The sequence below is a fragment of the Pelagovum pacificum genome, assembly GCF_016134045.1.
Lineage (GTDB): Bacteria > Pseudomonadota > Alphaproteobacteria > Rhodobacterales > Rhodobacteraceae > Oceanicola > Oceanicola pacificus_A.
The window spans coordinates 3,327,953-3,352,592 of the sequence record NZ_CP065915.1; the positions used below are offsets into that span (position 1 = coordinate 3,327,953).

Below are 24,640 nucleotides of genomic sequence, written 5' to 3' on the forward strand. Positions count from 1 at the left end.
CCGCCGCGCTCCTCGGTTTCCTCAGCGCACCGGATCGGTGAGGGCGAACCCTTCGTCGATCCAGCCGGTCACGCCGCCGATCATCTCCTTCACCGGCCGGCCCATCCGGGCCAGCCGCACCGCCGCCTTGTTGGCGCCGTTGCAATGCGGCCCGGCGCAGTAGACGACGAAGAGCGTATCTTCGGACCACTTCGCCATCCGCCGCTCGGTCATCTTGCCGTGCGGCAGGTTGATCGCGCCCGGAACGTGGCCGGCTTCGAACAGCGCGGGCGCGCGAACGTCGAGCAGCACGAAATCGTCCGCCCCGTTCGACAGCGACTCGTGGGTGTCCCAGCAATCCGTCTCGAACCGCAGCCGGGCTTCGAAGTGGGCCAGCGCCTCGTCGGACGGGGCGGCGGCAATGGCGGCGACGGCACTGGGCATGGACGGCTCCGTATGTTGGGTCACCGGGGCATCTTGGCAAAATCGTCCTGTGAGCCATACTGGCAGGATGGACAACCTCCGGTCAGAAACCGCCAAAGCGCCACTCGTCTGCATCCTCGCCTACGACGGGCTCGCGATGTTCGAGTTCGGCATCGCGCTCGAGATCTTCGCCCTGCCCCGGCCCGAGTTTCCCGCGTGGTATCGCCACAAGGTCATCGCAGCGGAGCCCGGCCCGATGCGAGCGACCGGCGGGATCGACGTCGTCGCCGAGCATGACCTTGCTGCCTTGTCGCAGGCGGACCTGATCCTCGTGCCCGGCTGGCGCGGCATGGACGCGCCGGTGCTGCAGCCGCTGATCGACGCGCTACAGGCGGCGAGCGGGAACGGCGCACGTATCGCGTCGATCTGTTCGGGCGTCTTCGTGCTTGCCGCCGCCGGCCTGTTGAACGGTCGGCGGGCGACGACGCACTGGCGCTACACCGACGTGCTGGCGAAGCGGTTTCCCGAGGTCGACGTACAACCGGACGTGCTGTTCATCGACAACGGGCCGGTGCTGACCTCGGCAGGCTCCGCCGCCGGGATCGACCTTTGCCTGCACCTTGTCCGGCAGGATTTCGGCGCGGCCCACGCCAATATCGTGGCCAAACGCCTCGTCATGGCCCCGATGCGGGAAGGCGGTCAGTCGCAGTTCATCCCCGCGCCCGTGCCGCGCGAGCGCGGCGGCACCATCGCGCCGCTGCTCGATCGTGTGCGCTCGTCGATCGATCGGCCCTGGACCGTCGGCGACATGGCTCGCGAGGCGGGCATGAGCGAGCGCACTCTGATGCGCCGGATGGTGGAGGCGACAGGCGAGACGCCGCAGAAGTGGCTCGCCCGCCAGCGCGTCGCCTACGCCGCCGATCTGCTGGAGACGACGACCGCGAGCCTCGACGACATCGCCGCGACCGCCGGCTTCCAGAGCCCGGAGACCTTCCGCCGCCTGTTCCGGACGATCCGGGGCATCTCCCCGTCCCAGCACCGGAAATCCTTCGCGGCGACCGAGCGCGTATAAGCAAGAGCTGCGAAAGAGCCCTCCTTCCCACGCGTTCGTGAACCGGCTAGATCCGGCGCAATAACAAACCCCGGGGCGCAGTTTTCCGACATGAAACCGATCAAGCTCATCACCGGCTTCCTGACTGTCGGAGTCTGGACCCTGCTCAGCCGCGTTCTCGGCTTCGTGCGTGACATCATGATCGCGTCGAGTCTCGGCGCAGGGCCCGTGGCCGAAGCCTTCCTCGTCGCGTTCTCGCTGCCCAACATGTTCCGCCGCTTCTTCGCGGAGGGGGCCTTCAACATGGCCTTCATCCCCATCTTCTCGAAGAAGCTGGAAAACGACGAGGACGCCCGGACCTTCGCCAACGACGCCTTCACCGGCCTTGCCACCGTGCTGATCGCCTTCTCGACGCTGGCGATCGCGCTGATGCCCTGGCTGGTCTTTGCGATGGCGAGCGGCTTCGTCGGGGACGAGCGTTTCGAACTGTCGGTCGCCTATGGCCGGGTTGCCTTCCCCTACATCCTTTTCATCTCGCTCGCTGCGTTACTGTCGGGTGTCCTGAACTCCACCGGGCGCTTCGTGGCCGCTGCCGCGGCGCCGGTCGTGCTGAACGTGATGTTCGTCGGCGCACTGATCCTTGCGGAAACGCTCGGCTGGGCGCCCGGTGACACGTTGGTCTGGACCGTGCCGCTTGCCGGCATCGCGCAACTTGTCCTCGTCTGGGTCGCCGCAGCCCGCGCCGGGTTCCGGCTGCGCTTCAGGATGCCGCGCCTGACTCCGGACCTGAAACGCCTGGCCCGGATCGCCGGGCCCGCGATGCTGGCCGGTGGCGTCGTGCAGATCAACCTGCTGATCGGCAGGCAGGTCGGCAGCTTCTTCGACGGCGCGATCGCCTGGCTGTCCTATGCCGACCGGCTCTACCAATTGCCGCTCGGCGTGGTCGGGATCGCGGTCGGCGTCGTCCTGCTGCCGGAGCTGTCCCGCCGTCTTGCTGCAGGTGACGAGACCGGGGGCCGCGAGGCCTTCAACCGCGCCTGCGAGTTCTCGCTTGCGATGACCGTGCCTGCCGCCATCGCGCTGATCGCGATCCCCATGCCGCTCGTCTCCGTGCTGTTCGGGCGCGGCGCGTTCGAACAGAGCGACGTCGTTGCCACCGCCATCGCCGTCGCGATCTATGGCGCGGGGCTGCCGGCCTTCGTACTGCAGAAGACGCTTCAGCCGCTCTACTTCGCGCGGGAGGACACGCGCAGCCCGTTCCGCTTCGCCGTCTGGTCGATGGTGGTGAACGCCGCGGTCGCCATCGGGCTGGCACCGTTCATCGGCTTCGCCGCCGCGGCGCTCGGCACCACGCTCGCCGGCTGGTCGATGGTCTGGCAGCTGTGGAGCGGTGTTCGCGGCATGGGCGCCGCGGCGAGTGTCGATGACCGCTTCCGCCGCCGGGGCTGGCGTATCCTTGCCGCCGCGCTCAGCATGGGGGTGGTGCTTTGGGTCGCGGCGCAGTTGCTGTCCGGCGCGCTCGAAACGCCGACGCTGCGCTACATTGCACTCATGGGCCTCGTCGCGCTCGGCATCGTCAGCTACTTCGGTATCGGACACCTGATCGGTGCCTTCCGGCTGTCCGAATTCTCGCGCGCGATGAAGCGGAGCAACGCGACCTAGCGGGTTCGCAGCTTCGCCAGCAACGCCGACCAGCCGCCGGGCAACAGGATCGGGGTGACGCAGAAGCCGACGATGAAGCCCGGCACCTCGGCGATCCAGCGGCTGCTTGCACCGAAAATAGCGGTGTAGACGATCTGCAGCGCCAGCAGGAAACCGATCAGCCGGAACGCCGCAATCTGCCGCTCCCCCCTCCTGCGCAGGTAGATCCAGAGGATGTAGGTGTAAGCCCCGATGAGCCCGTAGGCCGGCGCGTAGCCGCTGAAGAGCCAGGCCCCGTCGGGCGCGACGAGCCCGAAGATGATCGCCGGCAGGATCGTGCAGGCAATGTAGAGGATCGCCATGGCGGAATCCCGCATCACTTCACCCACGAATTTGCCGATCGCCAGCGTGATGACGATCGCGAAAGCCGCATCGGTGAAGGAGGCGTGGATGAAAGCGTAAGTCACGAACCGCTTGAGCACGTCGAACTGGTCGACGCCCGGCGCGAATAGGAACGGCATGAAAGCGGGAGAGAAGCCGTAATCCTCCCACGCCGCGATACGCCAGCCGATGCCTTCACGGCCACCGATCAGGGCCTGGCCGGAGAGCGAGAGCACGACCTCGACCGCGAACATGATGCCCGTGACGATCAGGATCACCGGCGGAATGGTGTTGAACGGCGACTCTTCCTGCACGTGCTGGTCTCCTTGACGCTGTCAGGGCGCATGGGTAAGCGAGGAAGTCCTTGAAAACCAGACCCGCGGGTGTCCCATGTCCGAGACCAAATTCGCTCCCCGTGTCTTCTCCGGCATCAAGCCGTCCGGGGGACTGACGCTTGGCAATTACCTTGGTGCCATCAAGCGTTGGGTTGAGATGCAGGGCGAGAGTTACGAGACGATCTATTGCGTCGTCGACCTGCACGCGATCACGGTCTGGCAGGACCCGAAGGAGCTCGCCCGTGCGACGCGCGAAGTCGCGGCGGGGATGCTGGCCAGCGGCATCGACCCGGAGAAGTCGGTCCTCTTCAACCAGAGCCAGGTCGCGCAGCACGCCGAGCTTGCGTGGATCTTCAATTGCGTCGCCCGCGTCGGCTGGATGGACCGGATGACCCAGTTCAAGGAGAAGGCCGGCAAGAACGCCGAGAAGTCGTCGCTCGGCCTCTACGCCTATCCGTCCCTCATGGCGGCGGACATCCTGCTCTACCACGCCACCCATGTGCCGGTGGGCGAGGACCAGAAGCAGCATGTCGAGCTGACGCGCGACATCGCGACGAAGTTCAACCATGACTTCGGCGAGGAGTTCTTCCCGCTGACCGAGCCGGTCATTGAAGGCCCCGCGATGCGCGTAATGAACCTGCGCGACGGGTCGAAGAAGATGTCGAAGTCGGGTGAGTCGGACATGGAGCGGATCAACATGACCGACGATGCCGACACGATCGCCAAGAAGTTCAAGAAGGCGCGCACGGACCCCGAGCCCCTGCCCGAGACGCTCGACGGGCTGAAGGATCGCGCCGAAGCGAGGAACCTCGTCGACATCTACGCATCGCTGTCGAACCAGAGCTCCGAGGCGGTCATCGCCGAATATGCCGGTGCGGGTTGGGGCAAGTTCAAGCCCGCGCTCGCCGACCTTGCGGTCGAGAAGCTGTCGCCGATCGCCACCGACATGAAACGCCTGATGGACGACCCGGCCGAGATCGACCGGCTGCTCGGGCGCGGTGCGGAACGCGCGCGGGAAATCGCGAGCCCGATCCTCGACCGGACACACGAGATCGTCGGCCTTATCCGTAGCTGACTTCGCTTTTCCGCACAGGATCTGCGATTTTTGGAGCCTTCTGCGCGGCTTTCCACGCGACTATCTAAAGTTGCGAAAAGGAGAGCCGCGCCATGACATACGTCGCACCAGCTGCCACCAAGGTGGGCCACATCCACCTCAAGGTCTCCGACCTGGAGAAATCCATCGCCTTCTACTCCGGCGTCCTCGGCTTCGAGGTCATGCAGTACTATGGCAAGCAGGCCGCGTTCCTGTCGGCGGGCGGCTATCACCACCACATCGGTCTGAATACCTGGGAGAGCCTCGGCGCCACGCCACCTCCTGCCGGACACACCGGACTTTATCACACCGCGTTTCTCTACCCGGACCGCGCGTCGCTGGCCCGCGTGCTGAAGCAGGTTGTCGATGCCGGTATCCCGTTGGACGGCGCGGCGGACCACGGAGTGAGCGAAGCGCTCTACTTGCGCGATCCGGACCAGAACGGGGTCGAGCTGTATCGCGACCGTGCAGAGTCAGAGTGGCCGCGCGATGCGGACGGCAAGCTGAAGATGGTCAATGCGCCGATCGACTTGCGAGAACTGCTGACGCACGCCTGACCGTCACAAATCGGAATCCGAATCCCGTCACGCTGATCGTGCCGGGGCAGGATTGTCCGTCCTCCACTCCGGTCACCCGGCCATAGCCGGGCCATCGGCCCGTCCCTGCCGATGCTCCCCTGGCGCCCGGGCCGCCCCGCCCGGGCGCCATTTTGTTCGGGCGTTCCCATGTATGCGGCCACCGCCCCGCGATCGGGCAACTAATTGACAGCACTCGACAAAAGAAAACCCCCGGAGAAACTCCGGGGGCTGTCCGACCTTGTGGGTCGTGCGGAGGGCAGATGCCCTCCGCTGTTCCGGTTGGAACGGCTGATTACATCATGCCGCCCATGCCGCCCATGCCGCCCATGTCGGGGGCGCCACCGGCACCCTCTTTCTGCGGCTTGTCGGCGATCATCGCTTCGGTGGTGACCAGCAGGCCGGCAACCGAGGCAGCGTCCTCGAGAGCGGTGCGGACCACCTTGGCGGGGTCGATGACACCGAACTTGAACATGTCGCCATATTCTTCGGTCTGGGCGTTGAAGCCGAACTTCAGGTCGTCGCTTTCGCGGATCTTGCCCGCAACGACGGAACCGTCGACACCGGCGTTCTCGGCGATCTGGCGCAGCGGAGCTTCCAGCGCGCGGCGGACGATGGCGATGCCGGCGTCCTGATCGCTGTTGGCACCGGTCAGGCCGTCGAGAGCCTTCGCACCCTGGACGAGCGCGACGCCGCCGCCGACCACGATGCCTTCCTGAACGGCAGCACGGGTGGCGTTCAGCGCGTCATCGACGCGGTCCTTGCGCTCTTTCACTTCGACTTCGGTCATGCCGCCGACGCGGATGACGGCAACACCGCCGGCCAGCTTGGCGACGCGCTCCTGCAGCTTCTCCTTGTCGTAGTCCGAGGTGGTTTCCTCGATCTGCGTGCGGATCTGGCTGACGCGGGCTTCGATCTCGGCCTTCTCGCCGTGACCGTCGACGATCGTGGTCTCGTCCTTGGTGATGTTGACCGTCTTGGCGGTGCCGAGCATGTCCATCGTGACATTCTCGAGCTTCATGCCGAGGTCTTCCGAGATCACCTGGCCGCCGGTCAGGATCGCGATGTCCTGCAGCATGGCCTTGCGGCGGTCACCGAAGCCCGGAGCCTTGACGGCAGCGATCTTGAGGCCACCACGCAGCTTGTTGACGACGAGCGTGGCGAGAGCTTCGCCTTCGACGTCTTCCGCGATGATCAGAAGCGGCTTCTGGGACTGGATGACCTGCTCGAGCAGCGGAACGAGCGGCTGCAGCGAGGAGAGTTTCTTCTCGTGCAGGAGGATCATGCAGTCATCGAGCTCGGCGATCATCTTGTCCGAGTTCGTGACGAAGTAGGGGGACAGGTAGCCGCGGTCGAACTGCATGCCTTCGACGACATCGGTCTCGGTCTCGAGACCTTTGTTCTCTTCGACGGTGATGACACCTTCGTTGCCGACTTTCTGCATCGCGTCGGCGATCTGACGGCCGATTTCGGCTTCGCCGTTGGCGGAGATGGTGCCGACCTGCGCGACTTCGTCGGAGTTCTCGACGGTGCGGGCAGCGTCCTTGATGGCCTGAACGACCTTGGAGGTCGCCATGTCGATGCCGCGCTTGAGGTCCATCGGGTTCATGCCGGCGGCAACGGCTTTCAGGCCGTCCTTGACGATCGCCTGGGCGAGAACCGTGGCGGTCGTGGTGCCGTCACCGGCTTCGTCGTTGGTGCGGGAAGCGACTTCCTTCACCATCTGGGCGCCCATGTTCTCGAACTTGTCTTCCAGTTCGATTTCCTTGGCGACCGAAACACCGTCCTTCGTGATGCGCGGGGCACCGAAGGATTTCTCGATGACCACGTTGCGGCCTTTCGGGCCGAGGGTCACTTTCACCGCGTCGGCAAGGATGTTGACACCCTTGAGCATACGGTTGCGGGCGTCGGTTTCGAAACGTACGTCCTTAGCAGCCATGTTGGGCTTCTCCTGGATCTGTCGTTAATGTTGTCAGGCGTAGGATGGGTCACCGGGACCCATCGCGGGCTCAGGCAGCCTTGGCAGTGGCGGAATCCCCTATGATGCCGAGGATGTCGCTCTCTTTCATGATCAGCAGCTCTTCGCCGTCGACCGAGATCTCGGTGCCGGACCACTTGCCGAAGAGGATGCGGTCGCCTTCCTTGACGTCCATGGCGATACGTTCGCCGTCCTCGTCACGCGCACCGGCGCCGACGGCGACGATCATGCCCTCTGCGGGCTTTTCCTTGGCGCTGTCGGGGATGATCAGGCCACCTTTGGTCTTCTCGTCAGATTCGACGCGGCGGACCAGGACACGGTCGTGAAGCGGTGTGAAAGCCATCTGTCGTAGCTCCTCAGTTGAACAGGTTTAGCACTCACCCCTCGTGAGTGCTAATGACGCCGAACTAGGTACAGAAAGAAGGCCTGTCAACACGAGCCGGTGGAGATTTTTGCGGTCGCGCCCAACGCCAGAGTGCAAATGGGCAACAAGCCGCACAGGCCGGCAGGAAAGCCTTGCCAGACTCGGTCCGCCCGTCTATCCGGTCGGCACCTGTTCTTCAAGCGGGGAGGTTTACACATGCTTCGGATCAGTCGTTTTAAGGCCTGAGAGGCCCTTCCGAACCGCCCGGCGGACCACGTCTGCGGGCAACTCCTCCTACATCGCCGATTTTCCTGAACAGGTGCCCCATGCATATTCTGTTGACCCCGGTCCCTGAGCGGACCGTGCCGCACGATCCCCGTCCCATGCCCGCCCGTTCGGCCATGGTCCGATCCCATCCGACCCGGCTGTCTTTCGACCGCCGCGCCATCGGACAGACACCTGTCCGACTGGCGGCCACCGACGACACCCGTCGCATCCACGCTGTCCTGGCCGGCCTTGCCGGCTTCGCAGCGCGATGTGGCGCACATGCGTTCGGCAACGGCGGTTGGCGAGGCCTGCGCCTCATCGGGGCGCGGACGGCCTGACGGGCCCACGCGACCCAGCAAGACCGGTCTCTTTGCGGCGACCAAATCCATTTCAATCAAGCAAAACAGGTGCCCGAAATGCATCCTCCATTCCATGTGCCGCCATCGCGGCCTTCACCATACGACCACAGACCCAAACCCGCCCGGCAGGTCCGGCAGCGCAATGCGCCGGAGCGTCTGGACTTCGTTCTTGCCCCCATGCCGGTGCCTTTGTTGCCGGAGCCCCCGGCATGGCCGCTCGAACCCAAGGTGACACCACGCCGGTACTCCGTCCGTTCGCGTGTCGGCCACTTCCTGATCCGGATCGGCGAAATGCTCGTCGATCCGCCCCGTCCGGCCTGATGGCCGGGCGGTTCACGGCTTTGCTTGTTGAGCGCGGCGGCTGCCGGGGCTAGGTTCCGGCAGCCTGACCGAACGCGCGGAGCCCCCATGCGCCAGACATTCGCCGCCCTCGCACTCGCCGGTCTCACAGCCGGCGCAGCCGATGCGCAATGCGGCGGGACCAGCCTGTTCGACACCCTGACCGCCGAAGAGGCGGCCTACCTCACCGATGCTGCCGCGAAGACGCCGCACGCCAACGGGCTGTACTGGTCCGCGCAGGACGGCGACACCACGGCAATCATCGTTGGCACGATCCATGTCGCCGATCCGCGCCTCGACCCGATGATCGCGGCGATCGGGCCGCTCGTGTCGGAGGTCGATGAACTCTACCTCGAAGCGACGCCGGTCGAAGAAAACGAGATGGAGCAGGCGCTGATCGCCGATCCCGGCCAGTTGCTGATAACCGAGGGCCCCACCCTGCCCGAAATGCTGGACGAGGAGACCTGGCAGACCCTCGCCGCCGCGGCTTCCGCCCGGCAGGTGCCGCCATTCATGGCCTCGCAGATGAAGCCCTGGTACCTGTCGATGGCGCTTGGCACACCGTCCTGCATGATCGAGCTTCTGGCGAGCGGGGAGCGCGGGCTCGACCACATGCTGATGGCCGAAGCCGAGGCTGCCGGCACGCCGATGCGCGCGCTAGAGCCCTGGAACACGCTGATCCGCCTCTTCGACGAGAGCCCGATCGACGTGCAGCTCGATCTGCTGCGCTTCAGCACGGTGCCCGACGACCTCGCCGAGCAATCCATGGTTGCGATGATGGACGGTTACTTCGAGGGCCGGACCGCCGAGATCTGGGAACTGTCGGCCATCGTCTCGAAGCGCCTCAATCAAGGCGACGACGCGGAGGCAAAGGCGATCTTCGATCTCTACGAGACGGAGCTCCTCGAGACGCGCAACCGCAACTGGGTCGACGTCTTGGAAAAGGCCGGTCCCGGCAACATCATGGTCGCCGTGGGCGCTGGACACCTGCCTGGCGACACTGGCCTGCTGCGTTTGCTCGAACAGGCTGGCTGGACCGTGGAGCCTTACGAGGGCTGATCGTCGCCATAGTCGGCGAGGCCGCGCCGCCCCGCTTCCGTCAGGCCGTAGGTGCCGTGCGCGACCCGCTCGAACCAGCCGTAGTGATTGTCCGACATGATGCGCCGCGCGGCCGGAACTTCGGCCCATTCCGCGACGCGCGCGCCGCGCGATGGACCGTGGACCGCAAGGAAGCGCGCGCAGGCAAGCGCATCCTGCCGGTAGCCGGTGACGATGCCGTGCCGCGTCGCACCGCCGGAGTTGGGGTCGCCACGCAGACGCTCGAACGCCCGCAGCAGGCGGTCAGCCTTCTTCGGTGACTTGCGCGGCTGGAACGGTCCGGGGTCGCAGTGCACCTCCACCAGCTCGTCCCGGTCGCGCACCGTGATGACGCCGAGCCCCAACCTCCGGGCTAGCGCGAGGTTGCGCTTCAGCCCGTCGCGCTTGGGTCGGGCGACGGCGATATAGACCTCGTCCGTGATCGCCTGCCGCGCGATCGCCTGATGGAACAGGGCGAGCGAGAAGCCCAGTTTCAACTCGACCACGACCGGCGGCTCGTCGCCGCGACGGGCGACGACATCCGCGGGCCCCACTTCGCCCTTCACCTCGTAGCCCAGCGCTTCGAGGTGGCGTTTGATCGGTGGATAGAGGTCGGCTTCGCGCATGATCGTCCCGGGTGGTGCCCGGCCGGAGTAGGCCCCGGCCGGGCACCCGGTTTCAAGTCACCGCTGGCCGGGCCGGCGCGGGATCTTTCCCGGCTTCATCTGCGCGGTGATGCGGGATGGCCATCCCTGGCCCTTGCGCGGCACCGGCTTCTTATGCGGCGCGACACGCGGTTTCGTCTCTCCAGACAGGGCGGCACGCCCCTCCGGCAGAAAGGGTGGAATGGATTTCTTCGGCATGAGACTGCCTTTCGTCGAGCATGGAGACAGACCGCTCGGGCGGTCGCGATTGCCCGCAGGAAACGGGCGCTCAGACGTGAAGGATCATAGGCAGGGTACTCCCCGGCAGGTGTATCTTTCAGGACGGGCGGTGGCTCAGGCCGTCTGACGGATCATTGCCAAGATACTCCTCTTGTTGCCGACCAGCATATCACCGGGGCTCGAAGCTGTCCAATCCGGTGGCGACAGGCGCGGGTGACAAGGCGGAGCCGCGCCCCTATAACGCCCGCGATTCAAACCCACGTGACACACAGGTTTCCCGACACATGACCACGCTCGTTTTCGGCCACAAGGCACCCGACACCGACTCCACCGGCGCGCCCCTCATCTGGGCCTGGTACCTGACCGAACATCATGGCGAAGCTGCCGAGGCGCGGCTTCTCGGCGAACCGAACACCGAGGCGAAGTTCGTCGCAGACCGCTGGGGCTTCGAGCTGCCGCCGGTTTTGGACGATGTCGAGGACGGCCAGCCGGTCGTGATCGTCGACACCAACAACCCCGCTGAGCTGCCCGCCAATATCAACGGCGCGGACATCAAGGCGATCATCGACCACCACAAGCTGACCGGCGGGATCGAGACGACGAGCCCGATCGACATCACGATCCGCCCGCTCGCCTGCACGGTCACCGTCATGCACCAGATCATGGGCGAGCGCGCCGAGACGATGCCCGACGGGATCAAGGGCCTCATGCTGTCCTGCATCCTGTCCGACACGCTGGAATTCCGCTCCCCCACCACGACCGAGACCGACAAGGCGCTCGCCGTGAAACTCGCCGGTGACCTCGGCGTCTCCATCCCCGAGTTCGCGGCCGAGATGTTCGCCGCGAAGTCCGACGTCTCCGCCTTCTCAGATGCGGAGCTGCTGCGGATGGACTCCAAGGAATATGCCACCGGCGGCACCAAGTTCCGGGTCTCCGTGCTCGAGACGACCGCGCCGCAGATGGTCCTCGACCGGAAGGCATCGCTGATGGAAACCATGTCGACCGTCGCCGCCGAAGACGGTGTCGACCAGGTGCTGCTGTTCGTCGTCGACATCCTGAAGGAAGAGGCCACGCTGCTGGTCCCGAACGACCTGACCAAGACGGTCGCCGAGAAGAGCTTTGGCGCGACAGTCACCGGTGACAGCGTCGTCCTCCCCGGCATCATGAGCCGGAAGAAACAGATCATTCCCGCGCTCGCGGTCTGATCAGGGCTGAAGCACCCGGACTTCGTGCTCGTTGAGGCAGCGTCGCGCGGTATCGCCGTAGCTGCCGACATTGGTGCGGAGTTCGGGAAACAGGCGGAAGAGCTCTTCCCGCGCGGCGGCCTCGATCGAGGTCACGGCGACCTGACCTGGATGAAAGCTCTCCGCCGCCGCGCCCTCGGCGTAGACGATCTCGTGCTCGTCGAACATGATGTGATGGTAGGTCACCTCGGGCCGCGTCTCCTCCAGCACCTGGGTGCCATCGACGAGATGGCGCGCCGTCACCAGCACTTCGCTGTCGCCGTAGAGAAGTTCGGCCCGGTATCCGTGGATCAGCATCCGGTGCTGCGGCGACACCACGATGTCCTCCGACTGTCCGACAAGCGTGCCCGTACGAAACCGGATTGGGGCCAGAGCGCCGATTCCGGGCACTGTGCGCGAGCCGACCCAGCGGATCGGGCGCAAGCCGTGGTCGCTTGTGATGACGAGGTCACCGGGGCAGAGATCTTCGATCGGCCGGGCGCCGCGTGCCGTCGCGATCCTTGTCCCGGCGGCGAAACAGATCACCGACTCGATTTCCGGAAATTCCAGGAGCGTTCCGTCGTCCAGCCGGATCAGGCCGGTCTCGTCCCCCGGATAGGACAGGGAGGAGAGGTCGGCGATGCGGTCCGCCCCGAGGTCCGTCCAGTCCCGAAGGCGGACCGGGGACCGCTCCGGCTCTTGCTGAGGCGCAGCTACGGGCGGACGCGCTTCGTCATCGCACACCCACTCTTCCCCGTCGCCGCCGGTCAGCATGTGAAACTGATCGAAGGACGCGCCGTCGCCAAGGCAGGCATCCTGAAGCGGTCGGGCCGACATGCCGCCAACGTAGAACTTGGAACCGCCGTCGGAGAGGTAGAGGCAGTCCGCCTGGGGATCGAGCGCAACGAAGAACTCCGGTCCGAGCGCCGAGAAATCGAGGACATGGCCGGTCCCGATCGGGCAGACAGTCGACCAGAAGGTCGGGGAGTTCCAGTTCGAGGCGTCGATCCAGTAGGTCGTCATCATCCCTTCCCGGCACCGCCAGTCGGGGCAAGGCGGCACGTCTCATTCTGCTGTCATACACGTGCGGAAGACCCAGAATGGGGTCCCAATAGGGTAAAACAGTGAAATTCCATTAAGTGAACACCGGGAATGTCACGCCGAATGCATTGAATTGTTGGCAAATTTCTCGAAATCTGCTTGTTGAAAAATCAACTCGAGATTTTCCGATCCTAACTCTTTTCAAACTGTTCGCGGCGATTATAGTGCCCGCCATGAAGTCCGAGCGTCATATCCTTCCCGCAGCCATCCTTGGCCTGCCGCGCCTCGGCCTTCGCCTGCTCCTTAGTCGCCTCTGAGCGTGCCCTCATCGGCGCGACCGCTCAGGGGAGGACCAGCGCCGAAGAGACATAGCAGACGAAGGACCAGACATGACCACCGATCCCAACCGAGTATTGATCTTCGACACCACCCTGCGTGACGGAGAGCAGTCCCCCGGCGCCACCATGACCCATGCCGAGAAGCTGGAAATCGCCCAGCTGCTCGACGAGATGGGCGTCGACATCATCGAAGCCGGCTTCCCGATCGCCTCCGAGGGCGACTTCCGCGCGGTGAAGGAGATCTCAGAACGCGCGCAGAATGCGACGATCTGCGGCCTCGCCCGCGCGAACTTCAAGGACATCGACCGGGCGTGGGAGGCCGTGCGCCCCGCCAAGAGCCCGCGCATCCACACCTTCATCGGCACCTCGCCGCTGCACCGGGCCATTCCGAACCTCGACATGGACCAGATGGCGGAGCGGATCCACGATACGGTGACCCATGCCCGCAACCTCTGCGACAACATCCAGTGGTCGCCGATGGACGCGACCCGGACGGAGTGGGATTACCTCTGCCGAGTTATCGAGATCGCCATCAAGGCCGGTGCGACGACGATCAACATCCCCGACACGGTTGGCTATACCGCGCCGGGTGAAAGCGCCGACCTGATCCGCCGCCTGATCGCGACCGTTCCCGGCGCCGACGAGGTGGTGTTCGCGACGCACTGTCACAACGACCTCGGCATGGCGACGGCGAACTCGCTGGCGGCGGTCGAGGGCGGCGCCCGCCAGATCGAATGCACGATCAACGGTCTGGGCGAGCGGGCCGGCAACACGGCGCTGGAAGAAGTCGTGATGGCGCTCAGGGTGCGCAATGACATCATGCCGTACTCGACCAGCATCGACACGACGAAGATCATGAATATCTCTCGCCGCGTCGCGACCGTTTCGGGCTTCGCCGTGCAGTTCAACAAGGCGATCGTCGGCAAGAACGCCTTCGCCCACGAGAGCGGCATTCACCAGGACGGGATGCTCAAGAACGCCGAGACGTTCGAGATCATGCGCCCCGCCGACGTCGGCCTGTCCGAGACCTCGCTGGTCATGGGCAAACACTCTGGCCGGGCCGCGCTGCGGGCGAAGCTGAAGGACCTCGGCTTGGAACTGGCCGACAACCAGCTGAACGACGTGTTCGTCCGGTTCAAGGACCTCGCCGACCGCAAGAAGGAAGTCTACGACGAGGACATCGTCGCGCTGGTTCGCCAGAACGAGGGCGCCGAGGATCACCTGAAGCTCGTCTCACTGCGTGTCGTCTGCGGCACCGCCGGCCCGGCGGAGGCTGAAATGGCGATCAGCGTCGATGGCGCGGAGCAGACGGTCTCCGCGACGGGTGACGGCCCGGTCGATTCCGCCTTCAACGCCGTGAAGTCGGTGTTCCCCCATGGCGCGCGGCTGGCGCTCTACCAGGTGCATGCGGTGACCGAAGGCACGGACGCGCAGGCGACCGTGACCGTCCGGCTCGAGGAAGAGGGGCGCATCGCGACCGGCATGTCGGCGGACACCGACACGGTCGTCGCCTCGACGAAGGCCTACATCAACGCGCTGAACCGGCTGATCGTGCGCCGCCAGAAGACGGCGCCCGGCGTGGACACGAAGGAAGTGTCCTACAAGGACGCTGGCGAGTGATCGACGAGGCGGGCGCGGTGACGACATCGCGCCCGCCCCTGAAGCAGACATCCGACGCGCCCGAAACAAAGGCGATTTGTCACCGCCAACGGTTCTCTGACAGCCTGAACACCGCGCCATGGGGTGCAGGAACGAGGACCGGACGGGCTTGTGGGGTGCGGGCTTACCCACTGCGGCGGAAACGCGCCGGACCCTTCGGAAACTACCCTTTCACCTTAGCCTGCAGGATCCTATAAGCCCGCAGTCTGCCTCCCATTCGGGAGAATCGCGGACATTGGGGCAATGGAGCGGATAACGAATGCTGGGTTACCTGACAGGGCTGTTTTCCTCCGACATGGCGATCGACCTAGGGACCGCGAATACGCTGGTCTACGTGAAGGGGCGCGGCGTGATCCTTTCGGAGCCGTCCGTGGTCGCCTACCACGTGAAGGACGGCGTCAAGAAGGTGCTGGCCGTAGGCGAGGACGCCAAGCTGATGCTTGGACGGACGCCCGGCTCGATCGAAGCGATCCGGCCGATGCGCGAAGGCGTTATCGCCGATTTCGACGTCGCCGAGGAGATGATCAAGCACTTCATCCGCAAGGTTCACAAGCGCTCCACCTTCTCCAAGCCCAAGATCATCGTCTGCGTGCCGCACGGCGCGACGCCGGTCGAGAAGCGCGCGATCCGCACGTCCGTGCTGTCTGCCGGTGCCCGACGCGCCGGTCTGATCGCAGAGCCGATCGCGGCCGCCATCGGGGCCGGGATGCCGATCACCGACCCGACGGGCTCCATGGTCGTCGACATCGGCGGCGGCACGACCGAAGTCGCGGTGCTGTCACTCGGCGACATCGTCTACGCCCGCTCGGTGCGCGTCGGCGGCGATCGCATGGACGAGGCGATCGTCTCCTACCTGCGGCGCCAGCATAACCTGCTGATCGGCGAATCCACGGCGGAGCGGATCAAGACCTCCATCGGCACCGCGCGGATGCCCGACGACGGCCGTGGCCAGTCGATGCACATTCGTGGCCGCGACTTGCTGAACGGTGTCCCGAAGGAGACCGAGATCAGCCAGGCGCAGGTTGCCGAAGCGCTCGCGGAGCCGGTCCAGCAGATCTGCGAGGCGGTGATGACCGCGCTCGAAGCGACTCCGCCGGACCTCGCCGCCGACATCGTCGACCGTGGCGTGATGCTGACGGGTGGCGGGGCGCTGCTCGGCGAACTCGACCTCGCGCTTCGCGAACAGACGGGCCTCGCGATCAGCGTGGCAGACGAGTCACTGAATTGTGTCGCTTTGGGCACGGGCAAGGCGCTAGAATACGAGCGCCAGCTTCGGCACGTCATAGACTACGACAGCTGACACCGGCCTGGCCGGACCCTGGGACAGAGTTAACTTGGCCAAGGAGAAACAGACCACCGACTTCGTGGGACCGATCCGGCGCTTGCTGATCGGTGTGCTCGTTGTTGTGCTCTTTGGCCTGTTTCTCTTCTGGCGCATCGACTCGCCGCGGGTGGAGCGCTACCGCGCTATGGTCATCGACCGCGTCGTGCCGTCCTTCGACTGGGCGCTGGCGCCTGTGACGGGTGTCATCAACCTCGTCCACGACTTCCAGTCCTACCAGCGGCTCGCCCAGCAGAACACGGAGCTGCGTCGCGAACTCCAGCAGATGAAGGCGTGGCGCGAGGCCGCGCTTCAGCTGGAACAGGAGAACGCGAAGCTGCGCGACCTCAACCAGGTGAACCTCGACCCCGAGCTCACCTGGATCACCGGTGTCGTGCTGGCCGACAGCGGCTCGCCCTTCCGGCAGTCGGTGCTGCTGAACGTCGGAAGCCGCGACGGCATACTCGACGGCTGGCCGGTCATGGACGGCATTGGCCTTGTCGGACGGATCAGCGGCGTCGGGCGCGACACGTCGCGCGTCATGCTGCTGACCGACACCTCGAGCCGCATCCCGATCACCATTCAGCCCTCCGGGCAGAAGGCGGTTCTGGTGGGCGACAACTCCATGAACCCGCCGATCGAGTTCCTCGAGAACGACGAGGTCGTCCGACCGGGCGACCGCGTGATCTCGTCCGGCGACGGCGGCGTGTTCCCGGCCGACCTGCTGCTCGGCCAAGTCGCGCTCGGCACCGACCGGCGCCTTCGGGTGCGGCTCGCTGCCGACTATGAGCGGCTCGAATTCCTGCGTGTCATGCGCTCCCAGCCGGCAGAGCGGATCACCGAATCCGGCGCGTTGATCGCGCCGGTCGAAGTACCGGATCCCGACGCGATCGAAGAACCGGACCCGCTGGTCGTGCAGGACCCGGAAGAGGAGCTCGCCAGTTCGGAGGGCGCCGATGGCTGAAGCCAACCCTGTTGCCCAGACATGGATCGGCCGTGGCATCTACGTCGCGATCGTCTTGTTCCTGATCTTCGTCCACCTGCTGCCGCTCGACACGATGACCCGTACGTGGGCGCCGCCGGACATGATGCTGGCCGTCACCTTCGCGTGGGCCGCGCGACGGCCGGACTACGTTCCGGCACTGCTGATCGCGTCCGCTTTCGTCCTGACGGACATCCTGTTTCACCGCCCGCCGGGCCTCTGGGCCGGGATCGTGCTGATCGGGTCGGAAGTGCTGCGGCACCGCTCTCCCGACCTGCGCGCCGTCGCGTTCCCGCTGGAATGGCTGACCGTCTCGCTGGTCGTCGTCGGCGCGGTGATGGCGAACCGGCTGGCGCTCGCGCTCGCCATGGCGCCGCAGGCACCGCTGCCGCTGGTCATGTTTCAAATGGTTGCGACCGTGATGGTCTATCCTGTCGTGACCCTGCTCTCCTATTATATCGCTGGCGTCGACCGCCCCGCGCCGGGGGCCGTCGATTCTCTGGGGCACCGCATATGAAGCGTCCGACGAAGGATATTCAGCGCAGCGCGCGCACCGTAACCCGCCGGGGTCTCGTCCTCGGCGCGGCACAGCTCGGCCTGATGAGTGTGCTGGGCTGGCGGATGCATTCGATGCAGGTGGATCAGGCGGACGAATTCCGGCTGCTCGCCGAGGAAAACCGGGTGAACCTGCGCCTCGTTCCGCCGGCCCGCGGCCTGATCTTCGATCGCAACGGTCAGAAGCTGGCAGAGAACGAGCAGAACTATCGCATCGTCATCGTCCGCGAGGATGCCGGCGACGTGGATGAGGCGCTCGCCCGGCTCGCCCGGATCATCCCGCTGGAGCAGGATGCCATCGACCGCGCTAAAGAAGAGATGGCCCGCCGCTCGCCCTTCGTTCCGGTGACCATCATGGAACGCGTTCCGTGGGAAGACGTGGCCCGTGTCACCGTCAACACCCCTGCCCTGCCCGGCATCAGTGCCGAGGTCGGCCTGTCGCGCTTCTACGGGCGCGGCGGCGACATGGCGCATGTGGTGGGCTACGTCGGCCCGGTATCGGACTACGACCTGACGCGCGGCTACCTTGCCGAGGACGAGGATCCGCTGCTCGAGATCCCGCGCTTCCAGGTCGGCAAGACCGGCGTCGAGGCCAGACTCGAGCATACGTTGCGCGGCACCGCCGGCACCAAGCGGATCGAGGTGAACGCCGTCGGCCGCGTGATGCGCGAGCTGGGCCGTCAGGACGGCGACAAGGGCAAGGACATCCAGCTCACCATCGACGCGAACCTGCAGGAATACCTGCACGCGCGGCTCGACGGTGAAAGCGCGAGCGCCGTCGTGCTCGACCTCGAGGACGGCGACATCCGGGCGATCGGCTCGACCCCGTCGTTCGATCCGAACCTGTTCGTGCGCGGCATCTCCGTCGCCGACTGGTCCGCGCTGAACGAGGATACGTACCGCCCTCTCGCCTCCAAGGCGGTGCAGGACGCCTATCCGCCCGGGTCCACCTTCAAGATGGTCACCGCGCTCGCCGCCCTCGAAGCGGGCGAGATCGATACCGAGGAGACGGTCTACTGCCCCGGGCACCTCGACGTCAGCGACGTGCGCTTCCACTGCTGGCGGCGCGGCGGGCACGGCAACATCAACCTCCACGAGAGCCTGAAGCAATCCTGCGACGTCTATTACTACGATGTCGGCCAGCGGGTCGGCATCGACAAGATCGCGGAGATGGCGAAGAAGCTCGGCCTCGGCATGCGCCACGAGATCCCGATGTCCGCCGTGACCGAGGGGATCGCTCCGAACAAGGAATGGAAACGCGGCTTCAACGGTGAGGAATGGCGGATCGGCGACACGGTCAACGCCTCCATCGGGCAGGGCTATGTCCTGACCTCTCCGGTGCAACTCGCCGTCATGGTCGGCCGCATCGCGACGGGCCGCGCACTTACCCCGCGCCTGATCCGCACCATCGACGGCGTGCCGCAACCCTCGGGCGCGGGTGAACCGCTCGGCCTGAACGAGAACAACCTCCGCCGCGTTCGGGAGTCGATGAATGCCGTCGTAAACCACTCGCGCGGGACGGCCTACAGCAGCCGCATCCTCGCCGACGAGTTCCAGATGTCGGGCAAGACCGGCACCAGTCAGGTCCGCCGCATCACGGCCGAAGAACGCGCCGCCGGGGTCACGAGCAACGCCGACCTGCCGTGGGAGCGTCGGGACCACGGGCTGTTCGTCTGCTTCGCCCCGGCCAACAATCCGAAATACGCCGTGGCCGTTGTCGTCGAACACGGCGGCGGTGGTGGCGCGGCCTCGCCGCTCGCGCGGGACATCATGCTTCAGGCGCTCTACAACGGCACGCCGCCGCTGGAGGCCTACCCCTCCGCCGTGCGCGGTCGCATTCATGAGCAGCAGGAGCAGATGGAACAGCGGGCCGCCGCGCGTAACGGCAACGACAGGGCGTAACGCGGGATGAGTTACCTAGAGTATCAGGTCAAATATACGCCCTCCGGCTTCCGGAAGCTGCTGTATCTCAACTGGCCGATCATCTTCCTTCTGACTGCCGTCGCCTGTGCCGGGTTCCTGATGCTCTACTCCGTGGCCGGCGGGAACCTGTCGATCTGGGCGGAGCCGCAGATGAAGCGCTTCGGCGTCGGGCTCGTGCTTATGATCGGCGCGGCCATGATCCCGATCTGGTTCTGGCGCAACGTCGCGGGGGTGGCCTATGCGGGCTCCCTGTTCCTGCTGATCCTCGTCGAGTTCTTCGGGACGGAAGGTAAAGGCGCGGTCCGCTGGATCGACATCGGCTTCATGCAGCTCCAGCCGTCCGAGCTGATGAAGATCGCGCTCGTGATGGCGCTCGCCGCCTATTACGACTGGCTGCCGATGAACCGCACCTCGCGGCCGCTCTGGCTGATCCCGCCGCTGATCCTGATCTTCGTGCCGACCTACCTCGTGCTGCGCCAGCCGGACCTCGGCACGTCGATCCTGCTGGTCGCGGGCGGTGGCACCATGATGTTCCTGGCGGGAGTCCACTGGGCCTATTTCGCGACGATCATCGCGGGCATCGGTGGCGCGGTCTTCGCCGTGTTCGAGAGCCGCGGCACACCGTGGCAGCTGCTCGAAAACTACCAGTACGCGCGGATCGACACATTCCTCGATCCGGCGGCGGACCCGCTCGGCGCAGGCTATCACATCACGCAGGCCAAGATCGCCTTCGGCTCCGGCGGGCTAACGGGCAAGGGGTTCATGCAGGGCACGCAGTCGCGCCTGAACTTCCTGCCAGAGAAGCAAACCGACTTCATCTTCAACACGCTGGCGGAGGAGTTCGGCTTCATGGGGGCGTTCACGCTTCTCGTGCTCTACGGGCTGATCATCTTCTTCTGTGTGGCCTCTGCGATCCAGAACACGAACCGCTTCGCATCGCTGCTCACCTTCGGTGTCGCGATGACGTTCTTCCTGTTCTTCGCGGTGAACATGTCGATGGTTATGGGCCTCGCCCCGGTTGTCGGTGTGCCGCTGCCGCTGGTCAGCTACGGCGGGTCGGCGATGCTCGTGTTGCTGCTGGCCTTCGGCCTTGTACAATCCGCCCACGTCCACCGTCCGCGCTAGGATGGGTTTGAAGGTCCTCTTCTCCGCGCCGCGCAGCCGGTGGGACGAGTGGCGCACGCCGCTGACCGACGCCTTCTCGGCGGAAGGGCTGGAGGTCGATCTTGCCACCGACCACCCGCCTGAGGACGTCGACTATATCGTCTACGCGCCGAACGGCTTCCTATCGGACTTCACGCCATACCAGCGCTGCAGGGCCGTATTCAGCCTATGGGCCGGGGTCGAGGCAATCGTCGGCAATGAGACCCTGACGATGCCGCTGACCCGGATGGTCGATCCGGGACTCGAACGCGGCATGGTCGAGTACGTTGCGGGCCATGTCCTGCGCCACCACCTCGGGATCGACCGGTTTCTCGGCACGCCGCAGGGCGAGTGGGAGCCGGTCGTGCCGCCGCTCGCCTCGGATCGGAAGATCACCGTTCTTGGCCTCGGAGCGCTCGGCGCGGCCTGTGCCACGACGCTGGCCGGCCTCGGCTTTGACGTGACTGGCTGGGCCCGGACGCAGAAGGACCTGCCCGACGTGCGCTGTCTTGGCGGGGCGGAGACGCTGGATCAGGCACTCACTGGGGCGGAAGGCGTGGTGCTGCTGCTGCCACTGACCGCCGAGACGGAGAACCTGCTCGACGCGCGGCGGCTGGCGTTGCTGGCGGACGGGGCCTTCGTCGTGAACCCCGGACGGGGGCCGTTGATCGACGATGACGCGCTGCTGGCGGCACTCGACTCGGGTGTACTCTCGCATGCGACGCTCGACGTGTTCCGTGAAGAACCGCTGCCGAAACCGCACCCCTTCTGGACCAACCCGAAGGTCACCGTGACGCCGCACATCGCGTCGGAGACCCGGCCGTCATCAGCCGCGAAAGTCGTGGCGGAGAATTTGCGCCGCGCCGAGGCGGGGGAGCCGCTGCTCTACCTCGTCGACCGGACGCTCGGCTACTAGCGCAGGCGCGGCGGCGCGTCGGGGTCGCTGCCCGGCGCCTTGCGTTCGGCCGGGCGCGCGCGCTCCGGGAGATCGAACCGCAGGCCCTGCCGCGCGAGTGCCTCGGTCATCGGATGGCCGGAGGCGAAGAAGGCGACGTCGAGCTCCCCCGCTTCGATGCCGGAGAACGACAGCGCCTCTCCGACGGCACCTGCAAGCGCGCCTTCCGCACCGGGGACAGCGTCGACGAAGCCGAGCAGATGGCCCTTGGTCCCACCGTCATACTCGACTGAGACAAGGTAGGCGTAGGGTGCCAGGCCGGTCGCCGTGGCGAGCTTGCGGTCGAGCGCAGGCAGCAGGACTTCCGGCAGCCCCGTCGGTGGAGAGATCGAGCGGATCCGCCCCTCGGCGGCCTCCGGAGCGCGGGCTGTGGTCCCGGCGAGCCAATCGACGGCCTCGGGCGGCAACAGCGAGGCCGCCGGTCCCATGTCGAGGTTGAGGCCGATCCCGATTCCCTGCCCTGCCAGCATCGCGGCAAGCGCCCGCCCGGACAGCGAGACATAGGGCGTCACATCACCGGCGAAGCCGGACAGCCGTTCGATCCTGTCGAAGACCAGGACGAAACCCTGCTCCTCGACCTCGAAGATGCGTGGCTCCACGTTGTCGCCGTCGGCTTCCTTCTCCAGCAGCATGAAGAGTTCGCCGTCGGCGAGCCGTTCGAAGAAGGCGAGGCGCAGGACATCGTCGTCCGGCGCGGCTTCCATCGCGGCATGGGCGCGGTCGAGATCGGTTTCGGTCACGTCATCACCTCTCGGACCCGCCGCTTCAGGACGGGCAACAGTTCCTCGGCGAACCATGGGTTCTTCTTCAGCCAGCCGGTATTGCGCCACGACGGGTGAGGCAAGGGGAACAGGCCGGGCGCGTGATCGCGCCAGTTCGCGACGGTCTCCGTCACCGAGCCACGCGCGCCGAGGTGCCACCGATGCGCATGAGCGCCGATGAGCAACCGCAGCCGGACCGCGCCGAGATCCTGCATCACCGCGTCATGCCAGGTTTCGGAGCAGACTTTCGGCGGCGGCAGGTCGCTGCCCCGCGCATCGTAGCCGGGAAAGCAGAAGGCCATCGGCACGATGGCCACCCGGTCCATGTCGTAGAATTCGGACCGGTCGAGGCCGAGCCAGTCGCGCAGACGGTCGCCGGAGGCATCGTCGAACGGCACGCCGCTTTCATGCACCCGCAACCCCGGCGCCTGCCCCGCGATCAGCAGCCGCGCGCCCGGCCGGAACCACGCCACTGGTCGAGGCCGGTGCGCCGTGGCCGTCAGCGCGAAGCGGTCGACGCATATACGGCAGGCGCGGATGCGGTCGGGAAGATCAGGCATGACGGGAAGTTAGGCACTGGCAGCCGCTTGGCAAACCGGTGGGCGAAATCATCGCTCCGCTGTTGCCCTGCGGGATGTGAAACATTAACCCCGTCGTGACCTCAAACGGAGTTAGTGATGTATCGCGTCTGGAACTTCCTGTCGGCCTATTCCCTTCTGCTGATCTTCGGCGCCATTGCCGCGCTGATCTGGGCCAATGTCGACGCCGACAGCTACCATCACTTCGTCGAATTCGTGATCTGGGACCACGCGCCGATCGGGCACCTGCACGCGGCGGAAGAGGGGCACGAGGCCTATCGGACGCTGACACTGCACTACCTCGTCAACGACCTGCTGATGGCGCTGTTCTTCGCGATGGCCGCCAAGGAGGTCTGGGAAGCGATCATCCTCGAGAACGGCTCGCTGCGCGGCAAGAAGGCCGCGACGCCGCTGGTCGCGACCGCGGGCGGCATGTTCGGCCCGATCGCCGTCTATCTCGGCCTTGCCGCGTTCCTCGGGTCGGAAACCTACAGCGCCGTGGCGAACGGCTGGGCGATCCCGACGGCGACCGACATCGCCTTCAGCTATCTTGTCGGGCGGCTTGTGTTCGGTGCAGGGCACCCGGCGGTGCGCTTCCTGCTGCTGCTTGCCATCGCCGACGATGCCGCGGGGCTGATCATCCTCGCGGTGTTCTACCCGAGCGGCGAACTCGCGCCGGAATGGCTGCTGCTGTCCGTCTTCGCGGCGGCCGCGGTGTTCTTGCTGGCGAACTGGCTGCCCCGCAAGCTCGACCGGGGCAATCAGGACCGGCCGACGTCGACCTGGGTCCGCCGCACGCTCAGCTTCTGGCCCTACCTCCTCGCCGCCTGCTTCAGCTGGTACGGCTTCATGATGGCGGGCATTCACCCGGCGCTCGGCCTGCTGCCGATCGTACCGACGATCCCGCACGCCGACCGCGCGTTCGGCATCTTCTCCGAGGCGGAGCAGTACCTCACCGACCTGCTCAACCAGATCGAGCACGGGCTGAAGTACCCGGTCGAAGTCATCCTGTTCTTCTTCGGCCTGCTCAACGCGGGGGTGGAATTCGGCTCCATCGGCAACGCCACTTGGCTGGTCCTCGCCGGCCTGCTGATCGGCAAGCCGTTCGGCATTCTCCTGTTCGGCTGGATCGCAGCGAAACCTCTGAAGCTCGGCCTGCCGCAGGGGATGCGGATCATCGACCTGTTCGCGATCGGCTGCGTCGCGGCGATCGGCTTTACCGTATCGCTGTTCATCGCGTCGGTGGCCTTCGATCCGGGCCCGGTACAGGACGCGGCGAAGATGGGTGCGCTGTTCAGCTTCTTCGCGGCTGCGCTGTCCTTCATCGTGGGCCGCCTGATCAAGGTGCAGAAGATCGAGAACTGAAGGGCCACAGGCTCACGCGGATGGCATCGGATTTCAGTGAAATCCGTTGT

At 65.8% G+C, this 24,640-nt stretch carries 22 protein-coding genes; 14 read left to right on the plus strand and 8 right to left on the minus strand.

The features are described 5' to 3' along the window. Positions 1 to 21 precede the first annotated feature (21 nt). Positions 22 to 423 (minus strand): rhodanese-like domain-containing protein, encoded by a 402-nt coding sequence (locus I8N54_RS16315; protein ID WP_140196385.1) that lies wholly within the window; start codon positions 421 to 423, stop codon positions 22 to 24. A 67-nt stretch (positions 424 to 490) separates the two neighbouring features. On the opposite strand from I8N54_RS16315, the gene ftrA reads away from it, so the two are divergent. After that, entirely contained in the window at positions 491 to 1,474 is a 984-nt protein-coding gene (gene ftrA / locus I8N54_RS16320) for a transcriptional regulator FtrA (protein ID WP_231592702.1), read from the plus strand. A 90-nt stretch (positions 1,475 to 1,564) separates the two neighbouring features. Continuing rightward, a complete protein-coding gene (gene murJ, locus I8N54_RS16325; protein ID WP_140196389.1) occupies positions 1,565 to 3,115 on the plus strand; it encodes a murein biosynthesis integral membrane protein MurJ in 1,551 nt (516 codons plus the stop codon). On the opposite strand, the gene I8N54_RS16330 is transcribed toward murJ, so the two are convergent. After that, entirely contained in the window at positions 3,112 to 3,789 is a 678-nt protein-coding gene (locus tag I8N54_RS16330) for a rhomboid family intramembrane serine protease (protein ID WP_231592703.1), read from the minus strand. The two genes, murJ and I8N54_RS16330, sit on opposite strands and share 4 nt — an antisense overlap. Positions 3,790 to 3,865: 76 nt before the next feature. Here I8N54_RS16330 and trpS point away from each other — a divergent pair, with 76 nt between their 5' ends. Continuing rightward, the gene (trpS, locus tag I8N54_RS16335) at positions 3,866 to 4,885 is read left to right on the plus strand and encodes a tryptophan--tRNA ligase (protein WP_140196391.1); all 1,020 of its coding nucleotides are present in this window, start codon (positions 3,866 to 3,868) and stop codon (positions 4,883 to 4,885) included. A gap of 92 nt (positions 4,886 to 4,977) precedes the next feature. Beyond that, entirely contained in the window at positions 4,978 to 5,460 is a 483-nt protein-coding gene (locus I8N54_RS16340) for a VOC family protein (protein WP_140196393.1), read from the plus strand. Between the two features lie 313 nt (positions 5,461 to 5,773). Here the strand turns inward: I8N54_RS16340 and groL are convergent, their stop codons facing one another. Both groL and I8N54_RS16350 read right to left on the minus strand, forming a co-directional pair. Next, positions 5,774 to 7,417, minus strand: a complete 1,644-nt coding sequence (gene groL / locus I8N54_RS16345; RefSeq protein WP_140196395.1) for a chaperonin GroEL — start codon at positions 7,415 to 7,417, stop codon at positions 5,774 to 5,776. 70 nt (positions 7,418 to 7,487) lie between these two features. Further along, a complete protein-coding gene (locus I8N54_RS16350) occupies positions 7,488 to 7,799 on the minus strand; it encodes a co-chaperone GroES (protein WP_140196397.1) in 312 nt (103 codons plus the stop codon). 1,055 nt (positions 7,800 to 8,854) lie between these two features. Here I8N54_RS16350 and I8N54_RS16355 point away from each other — a divergent pair. After that, on the plus strand, positions 8,855 to 9,844 hold the full coding sequence (locus I8N54_RS16355; RefSeq protein ID WP_140196399.1) for a TraB/GumN family protein: 990 nt from the start codon (positions 8,855 to 8,857) through the stop codon (positions 9,842 to 9,844). On the opposite strand, the gene I8N54_RS16360 is transcribed toward I8N54_RS16355, so the two are convergent. Further along, positions 9,832 to 10,488 (minus strand): DUF2161 domain-containing phosphodiesterase, encoded by a 657-nt coding sequence (locus I8N54_RS16360; protein WP_140196401.1) that lies wholly within the window; start codon positions 10,486 to 10,488, stop codon positions 9,832 to 9,834. The genes I8N54_RS16355 and I8N54_RS16360 overlap by 13 nt on opposite strands. 542 nt (positions 10,489 to 11,030) lie before the next feature. Here I8N54_RS16360 and I8N54_RS16365 point away from each other — a divergent pair. After that, a complete protein-coding gene (locus tag I8N54_RS16365; protein WP_140196403.1) occupies positions 11,031 to 11,951 on the plus strand; it encodes a manganese-dependent inorganic pyrophosphatase in 921 nt (306 codons plus the stop codon). Here I8N54_RS16365 and I8N54_RS16370 read toward each other — a convergent pair whose 3' ends face one another. Beyond that, positions 11,952 to 12,992 (minus strand): Hint domain-containing protein, encoded by a 1,041-nt coding sequence (locus I8N54_RS16370; protein WP_197097640.1) that lies wholly within the window; start codon positions 12,990 to 12,992, stop codon positions 11,952 to 11,954. It abuts the gene before it with no gap. 407 nt (positions 12,993 to 13,399) lie between these two features. Here I8N54_RS16370 and I8N54_RS16375 point away from each other — a divergent pair, with 407 nt between their 5' ends. The 7 genes from I8N54_RS16375 to I8N54_RS16405 all read left to right on the plus strand — a co-directional run bounded on the left by I8N54_RS16375 (position 13,400) and on the right by I8N54_RS16405 (position 21,847). Next, a complete protein-coding gene (locus tag I8N54_RS16375; protein ID WP_140196407.1) occupies positions 13,400 to 14,968 on the plus strand; it encodes a 2-isopropylmalate synthase in 1,569 nt (522 codons plus the stop codon). A gap of 298 nt (positions 14,969 to 15,266) precedes the next feature. Next, positions 15,267 to 16,307, plus strand: coding sequence for a rod shape-determining protein (locus I8N54_RS16380; protein WP_140196409.1), 1,041 nt, complete (start codon positions 15,267 to 15,269; stop codon positions 16,305 to 16,307). 34 nt (positions 16,308 to 16,341) lie between these two features. Further along, positions 16,342 to 17,292 (plus strand): rod shape-determining protein MreC, encoded by a 951-nt coding sequence (gene mreC, locus I8N54_RS16385; protein WP_140196411.1) that lies wholly within the window; start codon positions 16,342 to 16,344, stop codon positions 17,290 to 17,292. Next, positions 17,285 to 17,827 (plus strand): rod shape-determining protein MreD, encoded by a 543-nt coding sequence (locus I8N54_RS16390; protein WP_140196413.1) that lies wholly within the window; start codon positions 17,285 to 17,287, stop codon positions 17,825 to 17,827. Before mreC ends, I8N54_RS16390 begins: the two co-directional genes overlap by 8 nt. Then, positions 17,824 to 19,767: a penicillin-binding protein 2 gene (mrdA, locus tag I8N54_RS16395; protein ID WP_140196415.1), complete on the plus strand. Its 1,944-nt coding sequence runs from the start codon at positions 17,824 to 17,826 to the stop codon at positions 19,765 to 19,767. The genes I8N54_RS16390 and mrdA overlap by 4 nt, the downstream gene beginning before the upstream one ends. Positions 19,768 to 19,773: 6 nt before the next feature. Beyond that, on the plus strand, positions 19,774 to 20,913 hold the full coding sequence (gene rodA, locus I8N54_RS16400; protein ID WP_140196417.1) for a rod shape-determining protein RodA: 1,140 nt from the start codon (positions 19,774 to 19,776) through the stop codon (positions 20,911 to 20,913). Position 20,914: 1 nt separating this feature from the next. Next, on the plus strand, positions 20,915 to 21,847 hold the full coding sequence (locus tag I8N54_RS16405; RefSeq protein ID WP_140196419.1) for a 2-hydroxyacid dehydrogenase: 933 nt from the start codon (positions 20,915 to 20,917) through the stop codon (positions 21,845 to 21,847). On the opposite strand, the gene I8N54_RS16410 is transcribed toward I8N54_RS16405, so the two are convergent. Continuing rightward, entirely contained in the window at positions 21,844 to 22,626 is a 783-nt protein-coding gene (locus I8N54_RS16410; protein ID WP_140196421.1) for an SseB family protein, read from the minus strand. The two genes, I8N54_RS16405 and I8N54_RS16410, sit on opposite strands and share 4 nt — an antisense overlap. Further along, on the minus strand, positions 22,623 to 23,207 hold the full coding sequence (locus I8N54_RS16415) for a uracil-DNA glycosylase family protein (protein WP_140196423.1): 585 nt from the start codon (positions 23,205 to 23,207) through the stop codon (positions 22,623 to 22,625). Before I8N54_RS16415 ends, I8N54_RS16410 begins: the two co-directional genes overlap by 4 nt. A gap of 117 nt (positions 23,208 to 23,324) precedes the next feature. On the opposite strand from I8N54_RS16415, the gene I8N54_RS16420 reads away from it, so the two are divergent. Beyond that, positions 23,325 to 24,590, plus strand: coding sequence for a Na+/H+ antiporter NhaA (locus I8N54_RS16420; protein ID WP_140196425.1), 1,266 nt, complete (start codon positions 23,325 to 23,327; stop codon positions 24,588 to 24,590). The last annotated feature ends 50 nt before the right edge of the window (positions 24,591 to 24,640 follow it).

Coding starts and splice junctions, on each gene's coding strand:
- mrdA (WP_140196415.1), top strand. CDS start 17,824: ATGAAGCGTCCGACGAAGGATATTCAGCGCAGCGCGCGCACCGTAACC.
- murJ (WP_140196389.1), top strand. CDS start 1,565: ATGAAACCGATCAAGCTCATCACCGGCTTCCTGACTGTCGGAGTCTGG.
- ftrA (WP_231592702.1), top strand. CDS start 491: ATGGACAACCTCCGGTCAGAAACCGCCAAAGCGCCACTCGTCTGCATC.
- I8N54_RS16380 (WP_140196409.1), top strand. CDS start 15,267: ATGCTGGGTTACCTGACAGGGCTGTTTTCCTCCGACATGGCGATCGAC.
- groL (WP_140196395.1), bottom strand. CDS start 7,417: ATGGCTGCTAAGGACGTACGTTTCGAAACCGACGCCCGCAACCGTATG.
- I8N54_RS16405 (WP_140196419.1), top strand. CDS start 20,915: ATGGGTTTGAAGGTCCTCTTCTCCGCGCCGCGCAGCCGGTGGGACGAG.
- I8N54_RS16415 (WP_140196423.1), bottom strand. CDS start 23,207: ATGCCTGATCTTCCCGACCGCATCCGCGCCTGCCGTATATGCGTCGAC.
- I8N54_RS16355 (WP_140196399.1), top strand. CDS start 8,855: ATGCGCCAGACATTCGCCGCCCTCGCACTCGCCGGTCTCACAGCCGGC.
- trpS (WP_140196391.1), top strand. CDS start 3,866: ATGTCCGAGACCAAATTCGCTCCCCGTGTCTTCTCCGGCATCAAGCCG.
- I8N54_RS16350 (WP_140196397.1), bottom strand. CDS start 7,799: ATGGCTTTCACACCGCTTCACGACCGTGTCCTGGTCCGCCGCGTCGAA.
- I8N54_RS16420 (WP_140196425.1), top strand. CDS start 23,325: ATGTATCGCGTCTGGAACTTCCTGTCGGCCTATTCCCTTCTGCTGATC.
- I8N54_RS16370 (WP_197097640.1), bottom strand. CDS start 12,992: ATGACGACCTACTGGATCGACGCCTCGAACTGGAACTCCCCGACCTTC.
- I8N54_RS16365 (WP_140196403.1), top strand. CDS start 11,031: ATGACCACGCTCGTTTTCGGCCACAAGGCACCCGACACCGACTCCACC.
- I8N54_RS16340 (WP_140196393.1), top strand. CDS start 4,978: ATGACATACGTCGCACCAGCTGCCACCAAGGTGGGCCACATCCACCTC.
- I8N54_RS16360 (WP_140196401.1), bottom strand. CDS start 10,488: ATGCGCGAAGCCGACCTCTATCCACCGATCAAACGCCACCTCGAAGCG.
- I8N54_RS16390 (WP_140196413.1), top strand. CDS start 17,285: ATGGCTGAAGCCAACCCTGTTGCCCAGACATGGATCGGCCGTGGCATC.
- I8N54_RS16375 (WP_140196407.1), top strand. CDS start 13,400: ATGACCACCGATCCCAACCGAGTATTGATCTTCGACACCACCCTGCGT.
- I8N54_RS16315 (WP_140196385.1), bottom strand. CDS start 423: ATGCCCAGTGCCGTCGCCGCCATTGCCGCCGCCCCGTCCGACGAGGCG.
- rodA (WP_140196417.1), top strand. CDS start 19,774: ATGAGTTACCTAGAGTATCAGGTCAAATATACGCCCTCCGGCTTCCGG.